General features: G+C 66.4%; 10 protein-coding genes. 9 read left to right on the top strand and 1 reads right to left on the bottom strand.

Translation table 11 applies throughout. The features are described 5' to 3' along the window. Window positions 1–2 precede the first annotated feature (2 nt). Genes treS through treY form a run of 6 tightly spaced genes read left to right on the top strand, consistent with a single transcriptional unit; the run spans window position 3 to window position 14,083 of the window. The gene (gene treS, locus AB6730_RS17990; protein WP_371024969.1) at window positions 3–3,320 is read left to right on the top strand and encodes a maltose alpha-D-glucosyltransferase; all 3,318 of its coding nucleotides are present in this window, start codon (window positions 3–5) and stop codon (window positions 3,318–3,320) included. Next, window positions 3,242–5,500, top strand: a complete 2,259-nt coding sequence (gene glgB, locus AB6730_RS17985; RefSeq protein WP_371024968.1) for a 1,4-alpha-glucan branching protein GlgB — start codon at window positions 3,242–3,244, stop codon at window positions 5,498–5,500. The genes treS and glgB overlap by 79 nt, the downstream gene beginning before the upstream one ends. Before the next feature lie 11 nt (window positions 5,501–5,511). Continuing rightward, window positions 5,512–7,620: a glycogen debranching protein GlgX gene (gene glgX, locus AB6730_RS17980; RefSeq protein ID WP_371024967.1), complete on the top strand. Its 2,109-nt coding sequence runs from the start codon at window positions 5,512–5,514 to the stop codon at window positions 7,618–7,620. Further along, on the top strand, window positions 7,617–9,368 hold the full coding sequence (gene treZ, locus AB6730_RS17975; RefSeq protein WP_371024966.1) for a malto-oligosyltrehalose trehalohydrolase: 1,752 nt from the start codon (window positions 7,617–7,619) through the stop codon (window positions 9,366–9,368). Before glgX ends, treZ begins: the two co-directional genes overlap by 4 nt. A 3-nt stretch (window positions 9,369–9,371) precedes the next feature. Further along, entirely contained in the window at window positions 9,372–11,450 is a 2,079-nt protein-coding gene (gene malQ, locus AB6730_RS17970) for a 4-alpha-glucanotransferase (RefSeq protein WP_371024965.1), read from the top strand. Next, window positions 11,447–14,083 (top strand): malto-oligosyltrehalose synthase, encoded by a 2,637-nt coding sequence (gene treY, locus AB6730_RS17965; RefSeq protein ID WP_371024964.1) that lies wholly within the window; start codon window positions 11,447–11,449, stop codon window positions 14,081–14,083. Before malQ ends, treY begins: the two co-directional genes overlap by 4 nt. 346 nt (window positions 14,084–14,429) lie before the next feature. Here the strand turns inward: treY and AB6730_RS17960 are convergent, their stop codons facing one another. Further along, window positions 14,430–14,690 (bottom strand): acyl-CoA-binding protein, encoded by a 261-nt coding sequence (locus tag AB6730_RS17960; RefSeq protein WP_371024963.1) that lies wholly within the window; start codon window positions 14,688–14,690, stop codon window positions 14,430–14,432. A gap of 125 nt (window positions 14,691–14,815) precedes the next feature. Between AB6730_RS17960 and cmk the strand changes: the two genes are divergently transcribed. From cmk to AB6730_RS17945, 3 genes are all read left to right on the top strand, one after another. After that, window positions 14,816–15,496 (top strand): (d)CMP kinase, encoded by a 681-nt coding sequence (gene cmk, locus AB6730_RS17955; protein WP_371024962.1) that lies wholly within the window; start codon window positions 14,816–14,818, stop codon window positions 15,494–15,496. A 173-nt stretch (window positions 15,497–15,669) separates the two neighbouring features. Next, window positions 15,670–17,343 (top strand): 30S ribosomal protein S1, encoded by a 1,674-nt coding sequence (rpsA, locus tag AB6730_RS17950; protein WP_371024961.1) that lies wholly within the window; start codon window positions 15,670–15,672, stop codon window positions 17,341–17,343. Between the two features lie 81 nt (window positions 17,344–17,424). Further along, window positions 17,425–17,727, top strand: coding sequence for an integration host factor subunit beta (locus tag AB6730_RS17945; protein WP_306847660.1), 303 nt, complete (start codon window positions 17,425–17,427; stop codon window positions 17,725–17,727). Window positions 17,728–17,998 lie beyond the last annotated feature (271 nt).

Here is a 17,998-nt window from a genome sequence, read left to right as displayed (position 1 = left end):
CCATGGCTATGCGCGGCAAGGGAAAGAAGCAGGCGGTCGTTCCCGATTTCTCGAGCGATCCGCTCTGGTACAAGGACGCGATCATCTACCAGGTGCACGTGAAGTCGTTCTTCGACGCCAACGACGATGGCGTGGGCGATTTCCAGGGCCTGATCGACAAGCTCGACTACATCGCCGAGCTGGGCGTGAACACGCTGTGGCTGCTGCCGTTCTATCCGAGCCCGCGGCGTGACGACGGTTACGACATCTCCGAATACAAGGCGGTACACCCCGACTACGGCAAGTTGTCCGACGCCCGGCGTTTCATCGCCGAGGCCCACGCGCGAGGATTGCGCGTCATCACCGAGCTGGTCATCAACCATACCTCGGACCAGCACCCCTGGTTCCAGCGTGCGCGCAAGGCGAAGAAAGGTTCCGCCGCGCGTGATTTCTACGTCTGGTCGGATACCGACCAGGCCTATGACGGCACGCGCATCATCTTCATCGATACCGAGAAATCGAACTGGACATGGGACCCCGTGGCCGGCCAGTACTTCTGGCACCGCTTCTTCTCACACCAGCCGGACCTGAATTTCGACAATCCGGCGGTGCTCAAGGCGGTGCTCGACGTGATGCGCTTCTGGCTGGACCTGGGCGTGGACGGCCTGCGCCTGGACGCGGTGCCGTACCTGATCGAGCGCGAGGGCACCAACAACGAGAACCTGCCCGAGACGCATGCGATCCTCAAGCTGATCCGCGCCGAGATCGACCAGCACTACCCGGACCGCATGCTCCTGGCCGAGGCCAATCAATGGCCCGAGGACACCCAGGATTATTTCGGCAACGGCGACGAATGCCATATGGCCTTCCATTTCCCGCTGATGCCGCGCATGTACATGGCGATCGCCCGCGAGGACCGCTTCCCGATCACGGACATCATGCGGCAGACCCCGGCGATCCCGGACAACTGCCAGTGGGCGATCTTCCTGCGCAACCACGACGAGCTGACCCTCGAGATGGTGACCGACAACGAGCGCGATTACCTTTGGCAAACCTATGCCGCGGATCGCCGCGCGCGCATCAACCTGGGCATTCGCCGCCGCCTCGCGCCCTTGCTCGAACGCGACCGCCGCCGTATCGAACTGATGAACGCGCTGCTGTTGTCGATGCCGGGAACGCCGGTGTTGTATTACGGCGACGAGATCGGCATGGGCGACAACATCCACCTGGGCGATCGCGACGGCGTGCGCACGCCGATGCAATGGTCGGTGGATCGCAACGGCGGATTCTCGCGCGCCGATCCGGCGAGCCTCGTCCTTCCGCCGATCATGGACCCGCTGTATGGCTTCCAGGCCATCAACGTGGAAGCGCAGGCGCGCGATCCGCATTCCCTGCTCAACTGGACCCGACGCATGCTCGCCGTGCGCAAGCGCTACAAGGCGTTCGGGCGTGGCAGCCTGAAGTTCCTCTATCCCGGTAACCGCAAGGTGCTGGCCTACCTGCGCGAATACGAAGGTGAGCACGTGCTGTGCGTGGCGAACATGTCGCGCTCGTTGCAGGCGGTGGAACTGGACCTCGCCACGTTCGACGGACAGGTGCCCATCGAGATCATGGGCGGTTCCTCGTTCCCGCCGGTGGGACAGTTGCCTTACCTGCTCACCGTGCCGCCCTATGGTTTCTATGCGTTCCAGATCTGCCCGAACGCGCAGATGCCGGTGTGGCACGAGGTACCCGCCGAACCGATGCCCGACTACGAGACGCTCGTGCTGCGCGGCGCCCTGGTCGAGGGTCCGGTGATGGCCCATCACCGCGGCGTGATCGAGAAACAGGTGCTGCCGAACTACCTCGCCGTGCGCCGATGGTTCGCGGCCAAGGACCGTGGCATCGAGTCGGTGAAGATCCTCTACGGCGCCGCCTGGCCCGACCGTGGCGACGACCTCATCCTCACCGAGGTGGAAGCCACGCTGTCGGATGGGGGCAAGGAACGCTACAGTCTTCCGGTGGGCATCGTCTGGGAAGACGAGAACCCGACCGCGCGGGCGCAACAACTGGCCCTGGCACGCGTCCGCCGTGGGCGCCGGATCGGCCTGCTCACGGACGGTTTCGCGCTCGAAGCGTTCGCCAGCGGTCTCCTCATAGGCTTGCGCAACAGCGTGGAACTGGCGACGCAAGGTGGTGTCGTGCGCTTCGAACCCACCGTCGCCTTTGCCGGTATCACATTCGACGCGGCCATCGAGAATCGCTGGCTTTCCGCCGAGCAATCGAACAGCTCGATGATCCTGCACGACGCCGGGGTGGTGAAGCTGTTCCGGCGCACTTCGGCCGGCGTCAATCCCGAAGTGGAAATGAGCCGCTTCCTCACCGAGAACGGCTACGCGAATACCGCGCCGCTATTGGGTGAGGTGGTACGCCTGGGCGAACATGGCGAGCGGACCACGCTGGCGGTCCTGCAGGGTTTCCTGCGCAACCAGGGCGATGCGTGGGCGTGGACGCTGGATTACCTGCGCCGCAGCTACGACGAATTCAGCCATTCAGGCGAGGAGGAACGCAAGGCGGAGATCGAGGGTGGCTACGACGCATTCGCGACGGCCGTCGGTACACGGCTGGCCGAACTGCATGCGTTGCTGGCGGAACCGAGCGAACTCCCGGCATTTTCACCCGAGTCGGCGAGCGAGGGCACGGTGCGAGCCTGGCGTGAAAGCGTGCGCGGCCAGGTGGAGCGCGCCTTGCTGTCGGTGGATGCGGAGGCGGAACTGCCACCGAGCCTGGTCGCCGACGTGGACGCGTTGCGCGGCCTCGCGCACGCACTGGACGAGCGCATCGGCACGCTGGCCGCGGCCGGTCACGGTGCATTGGCCACGCGCACCCATGGCGATTTCCACCTGGGCCAGGTGCTGGTCGTGCAGGACGACGCCTACATCATCGACTTCGAAGGCGAGCCGGCGCGCACGCTCGACGAGCGCCGCAGCAAGAGTTCGCCGCTGAGGGATGTCGCCGGTTTCCTCCGCTCGCTCGACTACGCCGCGGCGATGGCCCGGCGCGGCGAAGACGGCCTGGCGCCGGTCGAGGACGAAGGATTCGGCGATTACCTGGCCCGCTTCCGCGAGCGTTCGGCGAAGGTATTCCTCGACGCGTACCGCGGCGTGCTCGATGCCGCGCCCGTGCGCTGGATCGCGCCCGGGGCGCTGGCGCCCGTGCTCGAACTCTTCGTCATCGAGAAGGCCGCCTATGAAGTCGCCTACGAGGCGGCGAACCGCCCGGGATGGCTCGACGTACCGCTGCGTGGATTGCTGCAGATCGCGCGTGGCGGGATGGCGAACGAACTGAAGGAGGATACGTGACCGATCCCCGTACCTACGGCCTGGCCGATCCCGCCGCGGTCGACGCGCTGGTCGAGGGCCGGCACGGCGATCCGTTCGCGCTGCTCGGCCCCCACGCGGTGGATGGGCGCCGCGTGGTCCGCGCCCTGCAACCCGGCGCCCAAGGCGTCGAGTTGATCGATGCCCAGGGCCACGCGATCGGCGAACTGGCGCGGGTCCATCCGGGAGGGCTGTTCGCGGGCTTCGTCGAGGCCCCCGCGTACCGGTTGCGCGTGCATTGGCCGGCGGCCACGCAGGACACCCACGATCCCTACGCCTTCGGCAGCTTGCTCGGCGAGGACGATCTGCGCAGGCTTTCCGACGGCAGCCACATCGAGTTGTTCCGTTGCCTGGGTGCCCATCCGGTCACCGTCGACGGCGTGCACGGGGTGCGTTTCGCGGTATGGGCACCGAATGCGAAGCGTGTCAGCGTCGTGGGCGACTTCGACAGCTGGGACGGGCGCCGTCACCCGATGCGCAAGCGCGTGCCGGCGGGTGTCTGGGAACTGTTCGTACCCGGCCTGCTCGCGGGGGCGCGCTACAAATACGAGATTTGGGGTGCGGACGGTTCGTTGACCCAGCGTGCCGACCCGGTGGCGCTGGCCGCCGAACTGCCGCCCGCGACGGCTTCGATCGTGGCCGACCCCACGGCCTTCCACTGGACCGACGATGCCTGGCTGCGCCGGCGCGGGGCGCTGCATCATGCGGGCTCGCCGCTGACCATCTACGAGTTGCACGCCGGGTCGTGGCTGCGCGGAAAGGATGGCGGCGAACTGCATTGGGACGAGCTCGGCGAACGCCTGATTCCCTACGTCGCCGGGATGGGTTTTTCGCATATCGAATTGCTCCCGGTCTCCGAACATCCATTCGGTGGATCGTGGGGTTACCAGCCGCTGGGGCAGTTCGCGCCGACCTCGCGCTTCGGTACGCCGGAGGCGTTCGCGCGCTTCGTCGATCGCTGCCACGAGGCAGGCATCGGCGTGATCGTCGATTGGGTGCCTGCGCATTTCCCGACGGACATCCACGGCCTGGCGCACTTCGACGGCACGCCGTTGTATGAACACGCCGATCCGCGCGAGGGTTTCCACCAGGACTGGAATACGCTGATCTTCAACCTCGGCCGTAACGAGGTGTCGGCTTTCCTGGTCGCCAGCGCGCTGGCATGGCTCGAACGCTTCCACGTCGATGGCCTGCGCGTGGATGCGGTGGCGTCGATGCTTTATCGCGATTACTCGCGCAAGCAGGGCGAATGGGTGCCGAACATGTATGGCGGTCGCGAGAACCTGGAATCCATCGCCTTCCTGCGTCGTGTCAACCAGCTGGTGGCGGAGCGCCATCCGGACTGCATGACCATCGCCGAGGAATCCACTGCGTGGCCCGGCGTCACCCAGCCGGTGGAACAGGGCGGCCTGGGCTTCACCTTCAAGTGGAACATGGGCTGGATGCACGATTCGCTGGAGTACATGTCGCGCGATCCGGTCCACCGCCGCTGGCACCACGGCGAGATGACCTTCAGCATGGTCTACGCGTATTCCGAGAAGTTCGTGTTGCCGCTGTCCCATGACGAGGTGGTGCACGGCAAGCGCTCGTTACTTGGCCGCATGCCTGGCGACGAATGGCAGCGCTTCGCGAACCTGCGCGCGTACTACGGTTTCATGTGGGGACATCCCGGCAAGAAGTTGCTGTTCACGGGGGGTGAAATCGCACAGCCCCATGAATGGAACCACGACGCCCAGATCGCCTGGGACCTGCTCGACCATCCCTTGCACCTGGGCGTGCAGACGCTCGTCCGCGACCTGAACCTGCTCTATGCCGCTACGCCCGCCTTGCATGCCTGGGACACGGACCCGCGCGGGTTCCGATGGGTGATCGGTGACGACGCCGCGCAGAGCGTCTTCGCCTGGCTGCGCATGGCCGATGGCGGACGCCCCGCCCTGGTCGTCAGCAACATGACCCCGACGCCTCGCCACGGCTTCCGCATCGGCGTGCCGGAAGGAGGGCGCTGGCGTGAGGCGATCAATTCCGATGCGGCGGACTATGGTGGGTCCGGCGTGGGCAACGAGGGCGAGCGATACGCGCAAGACGTTCCCGCGCACGGCTTCGACCGCTCGCTGGTGATCAGCCTGCCGCCCCTATCCACGGTCATCTTCGTGGCCGACTGACGAGGAATCCGATGCCCGCTCTTCCCGAACGCATGCAGCCCGGAATGCCGTACCCGCTCGGTGCCACGTGTGACGGCATGGGAACCAACTTCGCCGTGTTCTCCGCCCATGCCGAGCGCATCGAGCTATGTCTTTTCGATCCCTCGGGCAAGCGTGAAATCGCACGCTACGAACTGCCCGAATGCACCGACGAAATCTGGCACGGTTACCTGCCACGCGTCCGCGGCGGCACGTTGTACGGTTTCCGCGCCTATGGTCCCTATGCTCCCGAGGAAGGGCATCGCTTCAATCCCAACAAGCTGCTGCTCGACCCGTATGCGCGCCTGCTGCACGGACAGGTGCGCTGGTCGGATGCCTTGCACGGTTACCGGGTTTCCTCGCCACGCGCCGACCTCTCGTTCGACCGGCGCGACAGCGCGGCGGCGATGCCCAAGGCCGTGGTCGTCGACGAACCGATGCACTGGACCCACGGCAACCGGCCGCACACGCCGTGGAACGAGACGGTGATCTACGAGACCCACCTGAAGGGTTTCACACGCACCCTGAAGCGTATCCGCCAGCACGAGCGCGGTACTTTCATCGCGCTGGCCGATCCCTACGTGATCGACTACCTGGTGAAGCTCGGCGTCACCGCCGTGGAACTCCTGCCCGTGCATGCCTTCCTGCAGGACCGCCGCCTCACGGAGATGAAGCTGCGCAACTACTGGGGCTACAACACGCTGGCCTTCTTCGCCCCCGAGCCCGCCTATCTCGCCGAGGGCGCGCTGAACGAGATTCGCGCGGCGGTGCAGGCGCTGCACGCGGCAGGCATCGAGGTGATCCTCGACGTGGTCTACAACCACACCTGCGAGGGAAGCGAACTAGGCACCACCATGTCGTTCCGGGGTCTCGACAACAAGAGCTACTACCGCTTGATGCCGGACAACCCCCGCTATTGCATCAACGATACCGGCACCGGCAACACCGTGAACACCGCGCATCCGCGGGTGCTCCAGCTGGTGATGGATTCCTTGCGCTATTGGGTGCAGACCTTCCATGTGGACGGTTTCCGCTTCGACCTGGGGGTGAGCCTCGGCCGTGAGGAGCATGGCTTCGATCCCTGTTGCGGGTTGTTCGACGCCATGCGCCAGGACCCGGTGCTGGCGAACGTGAAGCTGATTTCCGAGCCTTGGGACATCGGGCCAGGCGGTTACCAGCTGGGCAACCATCCGGCCGGCTTCGCCGAATGGAACGGCCAGTTCCGCGACGACGTCCGCAAGTTCTGGAAAGGCGACTCGAACATGCGCGGCGTGCTCGCCGGACGCCTGCAAGCCTCGGGCGAACTGTTCGACCATCATCGGCGCAAACCCTGGGCGTCGGTGAATTTCCTCACCGCGCATGACGGCTTCACGCTGGAAGACTTGGTCAGCTACAACGACAAGCACAACGAAGCCAACGGCGAGGACAACCGTGACGGTGGCAACGACAACGAAAGCTACAATTACGGAGTGGAAGGACCCACTGACGATCCCGCTATCCGCACCGCGCGCGATCGCGCCAAGCGCGCCATGCTTTCCACGCTTTTCTTTTCCCACGGCACGCCCATGCTGCTGGGTGGCGACGAGTTCGGCCGCACGCAGCAGGGCAACAACAACGCGTACTGCCAGGATAACGAACTGTCCTGGTATGACTGGAAACTGGCCACCGATGAACGGGGCAGGGAACTGACCGACTTCGTCGCAAGGCTCATCCGTCTTCGCGAAAAGCATCCGACGCTGAGGGCCGCGCACTTCCTGCGTGGGGACACGGAGGTGGCCCCTGGCATGCGCGAGGTGACCTGGTTCGACGAAAGCGGCACGGAGATGACCCTGGAAACCTGGGGATACACCGAAGGCCGCCTGCTGGCGCTTCGCCGCGCGCAGGCGTACGGCGAAAAGCGCGCCGACGTGACCCTGGTGCTGATCAACGCGACGCCCGAGAAGCACGTGTTCCACCTTCCCCAACCGGTGGTGAACTGGCGGATGAGCTGCAACAGCGCCATGCCGGCCGCGCCGGAAACGCCTTGGAGCGAACCGTCGATCGAGGTGGAAGGGCGCAGCGTGATCCTTCTGGCCGCGTCGGTGAGGACGGAACCCGCATGAGCGACACCTTCGTCTACCCGATGCCGTATGGCGCCAGGTACCTGGGCGACGGCCGCACCCGTTTCCGGCTCTGGGCTCCCGACGTGGACACGGTGTCGATCGAATGCGACGACGGTCATGTCTCACCAATGCGAGCGCTGGACGACGGCTGGTTCGAATGCGTGTGTCCCGCCGAGGTGGGTCGCGGTTATCGCTTTCGCATCCGCGACGGCGTGGCGGTGCCCGATCCCGCTTCGCGCCGGCAGGTCGGTGGCGACGTGCACGGTTTCAGCAGGGTCACCGATCCCGCGGCGTACGCATGGCGGCACGCCGGCTGGCGCGGCCGGCCGTGGCATGAAACCGTGATCTACGAATTGCATGTAGGCGCGCTCGGCGGGTTCCATGGCGTGGAGATGGTCTTGCCGCACCTCGCTTCATTGGGTATCACCGCTGTCCAGCTGATGCCGGTCGCCGAGTTCGCGGGCGAACGCAACTGGGGTTATGACGGCGTGTTGCCCTTCGCCCCGGCGGACGCCTATGGCTCGCCCGACGACCTCAAGTCGCTGGTCGACACGGCGCACGGGCTCGGGCTGATGATCTTCCTCGACGTGGTCTACAACCATTTCGGACCGGAGGGCAACTACCTCGGCGCGTATGCGTCGCCGTTCTTCGACGAATCGACGCACACGCCGTGGGGTGCGGCCATCGGCGTGGCGACGCCGCAGGTGGGCGATTACTTCGTGCACAACGCGCTGTACTGGCTGCAGGAGTTCCGTTTCGACGGCCTGCGCTTCGATGCGGTGCACGCGATCGGCAATGCCGGTTGGCTGGTGACGTTGGCGGACCGCGTGCACGCCACCGTGGAACCGGGACGTCACGTCCACCTCGTTATGGAGAACGAAGCCAACCAGGCCAACCTGCTCGGCCGCGGACGGTTCGACGCGCAGTGGAACGACGATTTCCACAATGCGCTGCACGTGCTGCTCACAGGCGAGAAAGAGGGTTATTACGCGCACTACCACCCGCCGATGGACAAGCTGCTGCGCAGCCTGCGTGAAGGCTTCGCCTTCCAGGGCGAGCCGATGGGCGGCCGCCGTCGCGGCGAGCCCAGCGCCCACCTGCCGCCATCGCGGTTCGTGAATTTCCTGCAGAACCACGACCAGGTGGGCAACCGGGCACTCGGCGACAGGCTGAGCACGCTCGTTTCCCCGGAGATCCTGGAGGCCGCGCTCGCGCTGCTGCTGCTGTCGCCTTTCGTACCCATGTTGTTCATGGGCGAGGAATGGGCCAGCCGGACACCCTTCCTGTTCTTCACCGACTTTCCCGATGAAGACCTGCGCAAGGCCGTGCGCGATGGCCGGCGCAAGGAGTTCGACGCCTTCACCGGATTCTCCGGCGAGGACATTCCCGATCCCAATGAATACGCCACGTTTACCGCGTCCATTCCCGTGAGGGATCGCGAACGTGGCGATGTGCGCCGGACGCTCGTTCGTGACCTGATCGCGGCGCGGCAGAAGCACGTTTCCCCGTATATCGAGCAAGCGCGGAGCCTGGACGCCGAGCCAGTGGGCGAACGCGCCTTCGTCGTGTCCTGGTCGTTGGGCGGTTCGTCGCTCACGTTGTTCGTCAATGTCGGCGACGCCGACGTCACTTTCGCGAAGCCACCATCACCGTCTGCGGCCTGGTTGCACGGCGATGCCGCCGATGTCGCTTCCGTTTCTCGTGGCCTGCTTCCCGCCCGCCGCACGCTTGCCTGCCTGGAGTCCTGATTCGTGAACGAGCCCCTCGACGACCGCCTCGCGTTACTGGCCGAACAGGCCGGGGTCGACGTGAACTGGCGCGACGCACTCGACCGGCCGCAATCGACCCCGGCCCGGACGGTGCGGGCCGTCCTGCAGGCCCTGGGGCTGCCTGCGGACAACGCGGACGATGTCGAGGCGAGCTTGCGGCGCATCGAGGAAGAGCGCAGCGGCAAACAGCCGCCGAGGCTGCTGACCGCGGACGCGGGTGGACGCGTCGAACTGCCGGCGGCGGCACGCGGCCGCTCGTGGAAGATCGTGACGGACGAAGGCGGTCCGATCAGCGAGGGCGCCTTGCCTTCCGGCGAACGGCTAGTCGACGCGCCGGCCATGCCGGGGTACTACACGTTGTTGATCGACGAGGAGCCGATCACCCTCGCCGTCGCTCCACCGCGCGCTTTCGGCATCGGCGACATCGCTTCCGCCCATCGGCCTTGGGGTATCGCCGTGCAGATGTCCAGCCTGCGCCGCCCGGGCGACGGCGGCATCGGCGATTTCACGGCGTTGGAACTGTGTGCGAAAGCGGCCGCGGAGAAGGGCGCGGATGCGCTTGCGATCAGCCCGCTGCATGCCTTGTTCGCGGCCGCTCCCGAACGCTACAGCCCCTATGCGCCGTCGAGCCGCCTGTTCCTCAACGGCCTGTACATCGACCCGGTGCGGACCAGTGGCGAACAGACCGTGCGCGCGGTGATCGATACCCATAACCTGCGCCAGGAACTGGCCGAACTCGAATGGCTCGAGTTGATCGACTGGCCGCGCGCCGCGCGTGCGCGGATGACGATCCTTCGTTCCGTGTTCGAGTGGGCGTCGGTGGACATCGTGCACTCGGAGCGATTCGCCGCGTTCCGGCGCGAGCAAGGCGAGCCGCTGGAGCGTCACGCACGTTTCGAAGCCTTGCACGCCGACTTCACCGCGCACGGGCGCGCGGGCGGATGGCAGGGCTGGCCGGAGGCGTTCCATGATCCGGCGAGCTCCGACGTGGCGGCCTTCGCTCGCGAGCACGCCCGCGAAGTATCGTTTCACGCGTGGCTGCAATGGCTCGCCACACAGGGGTTGGAGGGAGCGCAGAAGGCGGCGCGCGACGCGGGCATGGCCATCGGCCTGGTGGCCGACCTGGCGGTGGGTGCCGACGCGGGCGGCAGCCATGCCTGGGCACACCAGAAGGAAGTGCTCAACGGCCTGTCCGTGGGGGCACCCCCAGATGCGCTCAACCGGCTGGGTCAGGATTGGGGTCTCACCACGTTCTCGCCGCGAGGCTTGCGCGAGACCGGCTTCAAGGGATTCATCGGCATGCTGCGCGCGGCGCTGGCGCACGCAGGCGGCGTGCGTATCGACCACGTGCTGGGATTGAAGCGCCTGTGGATGGTGCCCCATGGCGCGGGTGCGACCGAAGGCGCCTACGTACGCTATCCGCTCGGCGACATGTTGCGGCTGATCGCGCTGGAATCGCATCTGCATCGTGCCATCGTCATCGGCGAAGACCTGGGCACCGTGCCGGCCGATTTTCGTCAGACGATCGCCGACAAGGGTGTCCTTGGTATCCGCGTGCTCTGGTTCGAGCGTGCCGCGGACGGCGGCTTCATCGCGCCGGCGGAATGGTCCGGCAAGGCCATGGCGACGACCAGCACGCACGACGTGCCGACAGTGGCGGGATGGTGGAGCGGACGCGACGTGGAGTGGCGAAAACGCACCGGGCTCGACAATCCCGATGTCGACGAGGCAGCGCAGCGCGAGGTCGAGCGGGTGATGCTCTGGCGGGCGTTGTTCGCGTCCGGTTCCGCATGGAACGAAGATCCCCCGCCCGCGCCGGACGATATCTCCCCCGTGGTCGTCGCGGCGGCCCGGCACGTATCGCTGGCACCCGCGCCCCTGGCGATCTTCCCCGTGGAAGATGTGCTCGGCCTGCACGAACAGCCGAACCTGCCCGGTCCCACCGACGCGGTCCATCCGAACTGGCGCCGGCGCATGCCCGATTCGTCGTCACGCCTGTTCGATGGCCCGATCGCCCACGCCGTATGCGCCGCGATCGACCAGACCCGGCATCGCGCGTGAGCGCTCCGCGTGCGCTCGCGCGCCTGCAGTTCCATGCGGGCTTCACCCTCGACGATGCGATCGACGTCGTCGGCTATTACGCGCGCCTCGGGGTGAGTCATCTGTATGCCTCGCCGATCCTGCGCGCGCGGGCTGGTTCGACCCACGGCTACGACGTCGTCGATTGCCACCAGGTGAACCCGGAAATCGGTGGGGAGGAAGCCTTGCGCCGTCTCGTCGCGAGCCTGCGCTCCCACGGCATGGGCCTGATCGTCGACATCGTGCCCAACCACATGGGCGTGGGCGTCGAGAACGCGTGGTGGGTGGACGTGCTCCGGCATGGGCGGGAAAGCCGCTACGCGGGATATTTCGATATCGAGTGGCAGGCGCCCGATCCGTTGCTGAAGGGGCGCCTGTTGTTGCCGATCCTCGGCGCGGGTTATGAGCAGACCCTGCGCGAAGGCCATGTACGGTTGGCGCGGCGGCGCGACGAGTGGATGCTGCGGGTCTATGACGATCACTTGCCGCTTTCGCCGGCTACCTCGGCGGCGTTGGGCGAGGAAGCGCAGGCCGTGCACGACCCCGGGACGGACGAGGGCAGGGCGGCACTGCATGCGTTGATCGAACGGCAGCACTATCGCCTGGCGTTCTGGAAGCTCGCCAGCGACATGGTCAACTACCGCCGCTTCTTCGACATCAACGAGCTGGCTGGTTTGCGCATCGAACGGACGGCGGTCTTCGAAGACACGCACAAGACGATTTTCCGGCTGTACGCGGAGGGCCTGATCGACGGCGTGCGCTGCGACCACGTCGATGGGTTGGCCGACCCGCGCCGTTACTGCCGCCAGTTGCGTCACCGGCTGGAGACACTGCGTGCGAGGCGTCCGCCGGAGGCTCCGCACGGTGCGGCCTACCTGGTGGTGGAGAAGATCCTCGCGCCGGACGAGGGCCTGCGCCTCGATTGGCGCACCGATGGCACCACCGGCTACGAATTCATGGACCAGGTGTCGGCCGTACTGCACGACGAGAACGGCGAGGCGCCGCTGACCGGCCTATGGCGCAAGCTCACGGGCGAGAGCACGGACTTCGGGACGCAAGCGGTGCGTGCGCGAAGGCAGATCCTCGTGGACAGTTTCGAAGCGGAACTGGACCGCACGGCGCGAGCCCTTTTCGCCGCCGCGCGTGCCGATATCGCGACGCGGGATGTGTCGCTGGCCGCCATTCGCCGCGTGCTGGTGGAACTGCTCGTGCATTTCCCGGTGTATCGCACCTATGCGGGGGGCGTTGGCCGCGATGCCTATGACGAAGCGGTGTTCGCGCGGGCCGTCGAGGGTGCCCTGCGTACCATTCGTCTCGAAGACAGCGAGTTGCTGCATCTCGTCGCCCGATGGCTCGGCGGCGAGGCGCCGCGCTCGTTGCCGCCGGGGCCGGTGCGCCGCGCCCGCGAAAGGGCGATGGCGATGTTTCAGCAGGCCACGTCGCCCGTGGCCGCCAAGGCCGTGGAAGACACCGCCGGCTATCGCTATGGCCGTCTGCTGTCGCGTAACGAGGTGGGCGTCGATGCGGCGAAGCTGTCTATCGCTCCGGAACATTTCCACCGTCACTGCGCGGAGCGCGCCGCCACCCTGCCGTACAACCTGCTGGCCACCGCCACCCACGATCACAAGCGGGGCGAAGACCTTCGCGCGCGCCTGGCCGTGCTCTCCGAAATACCCCAACGATGGATCGTGACGGTGGACCGCTGGCGCGCCCGCCACGCGGCGTTCCGCCAACGCGCGGAAGGGCGGATGGCGCCATCCGCCGCGGATGAGCTGATCCTCTACCAGATGCTGGTCGGCGCATGGCCACCTGGACTGTCGCCGGACGACGTGGACGGCGTGGAACGCTTCGCCACGCGCATCGCCGCGTGGCAACGCAAGGCCTTGCGCGAAGCGAAGCGCTGGACCCGCTGGACCTCGCCGAACGAGCCGTACGAGGACGCCTGCGAGGATTTCCTGCGCAGCGTGCTCTCGGGTGAATCGGCGGCGGAAGTGGCGGCCTTCGCGGATTACATCGCCGTCCCCGGGGCGGCCAACGGGCTGGCCCAGGCCGTCCTGCGGCTGACGACGCCGGGCGTGCCCGATCTCTACCAGGGCACCGATTACTGGGATTTCAGCCTAGTCGACCCCGACAACCGCCGCCCCGTCGATTTCCTCGCCCGGGCCGCCTCGCTCGAACGCGATGCCGCGCCTTCGGACCTGTTGCCGGTGTGGAGGAATGGCGCGATCAAGCAGGCGGTGATCGCCCGTTTGCTACGGCTGCGCCAGGCGCACCCCGACCTGTTCGCGCGGGGGAGTTACCGGCCGCTCATGGCGGAGGGCCCCGCGGCCGGCCACGTGCTGGCCTTCGTCCGCGAATGGCGGGGCCAGCGGCTGGCGGTCGCCGTGGCGCGGCACACCGCCGGGTGGCTGGGTGGGGCGGAGACGCCTGTGATTCCCGGCGAACGGTGGGAGGGGACGTCGTTGCGCTTGCCGGAGGGCCGGTGGACCGGGGTGCTGGCCGATGGCGGTGGCCGGCTGGAAGCGCCGGCGCCCGGACGGGGCGGCTCGGTCGAAGCCGCAGCCGTGTTCGGCGGATTGCCGGTCGCCGCCTGGATATCGCTCCGCGCTTCGTAGGATCGCCGATGAATCGGCTCCCACAAGAGCGCCCCGCCGCGGACTGACCGTGAAGGGGATCTATCCCGTGTTTCCGGTGTTTCCGGTGGGGCCGCCTCTCTGGTGTTTCCGTTGAGGCCGCCTATCTGGTGTTTCCGTTGAGGTCACCTATCTGGTGGGAGCCGACCTTGTCGGCGATCCCGCGGCAGCGGGCCAAGTTACGACAACCTGGTGGGAGCCGACTTTGTCGGCGATCCCGCGGCAGCGGGCCAGGTTACGGCAAGCACCCATCGCCGACAGGGTCGGCTCCCACCAAGCTTGCTCCCTGTCCCCACCAAGCTGCCGCCTCTCCCACCGAACGGGGCCCTCAACCGCCCAGGGATTTCACCAGTTCGATGTAGTCGCGCATCGCCTCTTCCCGTGGCACGCCCTTCAGCGCCGCCCAGGCCTCGTACTTCGCGGTGCCCACGAAATCGAAGAAACCGGGCTTGTCGCCGCTGACGTCGCCCTCGGAACCCTGTTTGTAAAGGGCATAGATACGCAGGAGGGTGTCGTTGTCGGGCCGTTGGCCAAGACGGGTGAGGTCCAGGTAAGCCTGCTCGAACTGGCTCTGGAGGTGGTCGGACATGGAGCGCTTCAACCCGTGGCGCATAGAGGTTGGGGGCTTGTAGCACGGCCCCCGGGGGCTGTCCATGGGCCGGTTTCGGGCGGCCGACGCGATATCATGCGCGTTTCGCGAACGAGGTTGATCCCATGGCCCATCCGGCTGCCGTCCCCGTGCTGACCATCGACGGCCCGTCCGGCTCGGGCAAGGGCACCATCAGCCGGCTGGTGGCCGAACGCCTCGGCTGGCGCCTGCTCGATTCCGGCGCCCTTTACCGCGCCGTGGGCTATGCGGCGGGGGAGGAGGGCATCGACCTCTCCGACGCCGAGGCCGTCACCCGCTGCGCGCAGACCGTGAAGATCCGCTTCCAGGCCAGCCCGGACGGCGGCGAGACCCGGGTGCTGGTGAACGGCCACGACGCCACGGACGAACTACGCACGGAAACGGCAGGGGCGGCGGCCTCGGCCATCGCCGTCATCCCGTCGGTCCGCCAGGCCCTGGTGGACCTCCAGCACGGTTTCCGCAAGGCGCCGGGCCTGGTGGCGGACGGGCGGGACATGGGGACGGTGATTTTCCCCGATGCCGCCCATAAGTTCTTCCTCACGGCCAGTGCCGCCGAGCGCGCGAAAAGGCGCTATAAGCAGTTGAAGGATAAGGGGCTGAGCGTTACACTTACCATTCTCCAACGAGAGATCGAGGCACGTGACGAAAGGGATGCGTCGCGGCCGGTCGCCCCGTTGAAGCCCGCCGAGGGCGCCGTGGTGATCGATACCACCGGCATGCCGATCGAGACGGTGGTGGAAAAAGTATTCGCCGTGGTGCGCCCTTAGGCGCATCCGGCACAACCCCCGCGCACGCTGTGTGCTCGGGATATTGGCAACGGTGCAGGGCGGTTTCCCAACAGGCTTCCCCCATGCGCCCACGACCGGTGGGTCCCCCGTCCGCTTGCGCTCGAGAACCGAGGCAGACGCCGGGTACGACCTTTCATAACCCTGGAATCAACATGACTGAAAGTTTTGCCGAACTGTTTGAACAGAGCCAGCAGGCCATTTCCAAGCTGAAGCCCGGCTCCATCGTCACCGGTATCGTTGTGGAAATCCGCAACGACGTGGTGGTGATCAACGCCGGCCTGAAGAGCGAAGGCATCGTCCCCATCGAGCAGTTCAAGGACGAGTCCGGCGCGCTGGAAGTGGAAGTGGGCGACGAGGTCAAGGTCGCGCTCGACGCGCTCGAAGACGGCTTCGGCGAGACCAAGCTCTCCCGTGAGAAGGCCAAGCGTTCGATGGTGTGGGACGACCTCGAGCAGGCGTTCGACAAGGAAGAGACCATCACCGGCAAGATCTCCGGCAAGGTCAAGGGCGGCTTCACGGTCGACATCAAGGACGTCCGCGCATTCCTGCCGGGCTCCCTGGTCGACGTGCGTCCGGTCCGCGATCCGGTCTACCTCGAGGGCAAGGATCTCGAGTTCAAGATCATCAAGCTCGATCGCAAGCGCAACAACGTCGTCGTCAGCCGCCGCGCGGTCGTCGAGACGGAGTTCTCGGAAGAGCGCGAGAAGCTGCTCGAACGCCTGACGGAAGGCGCGGTCGTGAAGGGTGTGGTGAAGAACCTCACCGATTACGGCGCGTTCGTCGACCTCGGCGGCATCGATGGCCTGCTGCACATCACCGACATGGCGTGGAAGCGCGTGCGTCACCCGTCCGAAGTCGTCAACGTCGGCGACGAGCTGGACGTCCGCGTGCTCAAGTACGACCGCGAGCGCAACCGCGTGTCGCTCGGCCTCAAGCAGCTCGGTGACGACCCGTGGGTCGCCATCGCCCGCCGCTACCCGGTCGGCAGCCGCCTGTTCGGCAAGGTCTCCAACGTCACCGATTACGGCTGCTTCGTCGAGATCGAGCCGGGCGTCGAAGGCCTCGTGCACGTCTCCGAAATGGACTGGACCAACAAGAACGTCAACCCGGCCAAGGTCGTGCAGGTCGGTGACGAGACGGAAGTCATGGTCCTCGACGTGGATGAAGAGCGTCGCCGTATCTCCCTCGGTATCAAGCAGACCCGCTCGAACCCGTGGGAAGCGTTCGCCGCCATGCACAAGAAGGGCGACAAGGTGTCCGGCCAGATCAAGTCGATCACCGACTTCGGCATCTTCATCGGCCTGGAAGGCGGTATCGACGGTCTCGTCCACCTGTCCGACATCTCGTGGCAGGCATCGGGTGAAGACCTCGTGCGCAACTTCAAGAAGGGCGACGAAGTCGAGGCCGTGGTCCTGGCCGTCGATCCGGAGCGTGAGCGCATCTCCCTCGGCATCAAGCAGATGGAGCAGGATCCGTTCGGCCAGTTCATGGCCACGAATCCGCGCGGCACGGTCCTGACCGGCACGGTCCGCGAAGTCGACGCCAAGGGTGCGATCGTGGATCTCGGCGAAGGCGTCGAGGGCTACATTCGCGCGAACGATATCGCCAAGGAGCGCGTGGACGATGCCACGCAGTACCTGAAGGTCGGCGATGCGGTCGAGGCGAAGTTCACCGGCATGGATCGCAAGGGCCGTCAGCTCCAGCTGTCGATCCGCGCGAAGGACGAGGAAGATCTGGCCGATACGATGGCCGACTACCAGTCCGCTGCTGGTGGCACGACCAAGCTCGGCGCGCTCCTCAAGGAGCAGATGAACAAGGCCGACTAACCGTCGGGCGAGGGGCGGCCGTGCCGCCCCTCGCTGTTGTTTGACAGATTTGCGTCAGCTTCGAGAACCACCAGGGGACCCATGACAAAGTCGGAACTGATCGAGGCGCTGGCGCGGCGCCAGACCCACCTTGCCTTCAGCGACGTGGAACTTGCCGTCAAGAGTGTGCTCGAGCAGATGAGCCACGCCTTGTCCACGGGTGAACGTATCGAAATCCGCGGCTTCGGCAGTTTTGCATTGCACTTCCGCCCACCGCGCATGGGGCGTAACCCCAAGACCGGCGAAGCGGTCGCTCTGCCGGGCAAGCACGTACCTCATTTCAAACCCGGCAAGGAATTACGCGAACGCGTAAACCTTATCGAGGAAACCGACGCCGCGCAGTGACGCGGCGTTTTTTTTGGCGTTTGTCCGGCTCGGCTTCGCCTCGCGTTGGGGTGTGCGAGGCAGAGCCGTCGGCCGCCACCCTCGTCGCTCCGGTTACACCGTCGCTCGGGAAAGGATGCCGCTGCGCGGCCGTGTTCTATGGCTGGCGCCCCGTCGCGCCCGTCGCGCCGGGCGGGGTTTCCGATTCGCCCTCCGGCGATCTCAATCGGTCGATGCAACAGTTTGATTGAGTACCTCGGCAGGGCTCTGGAAGTCCAGCGTCTGCCGAGGT

It is taken from the genome of Luteibacter sp. RCC_6_2 (assembly GCF_041360655.1).
In the GTDB taxonomy this organism is placed as follows: domain Bacteria; phylum Pseudomonadota; class Gammaproteobacteria; order Xanthomonadales; family Rhodanobacteraceae; genus Luteibacter.
The sequence above is the reverse complement of the archived record's forward strand: the minus strand, read 5'-3'. Positions and strand labels throughout refer to the sequence as shown.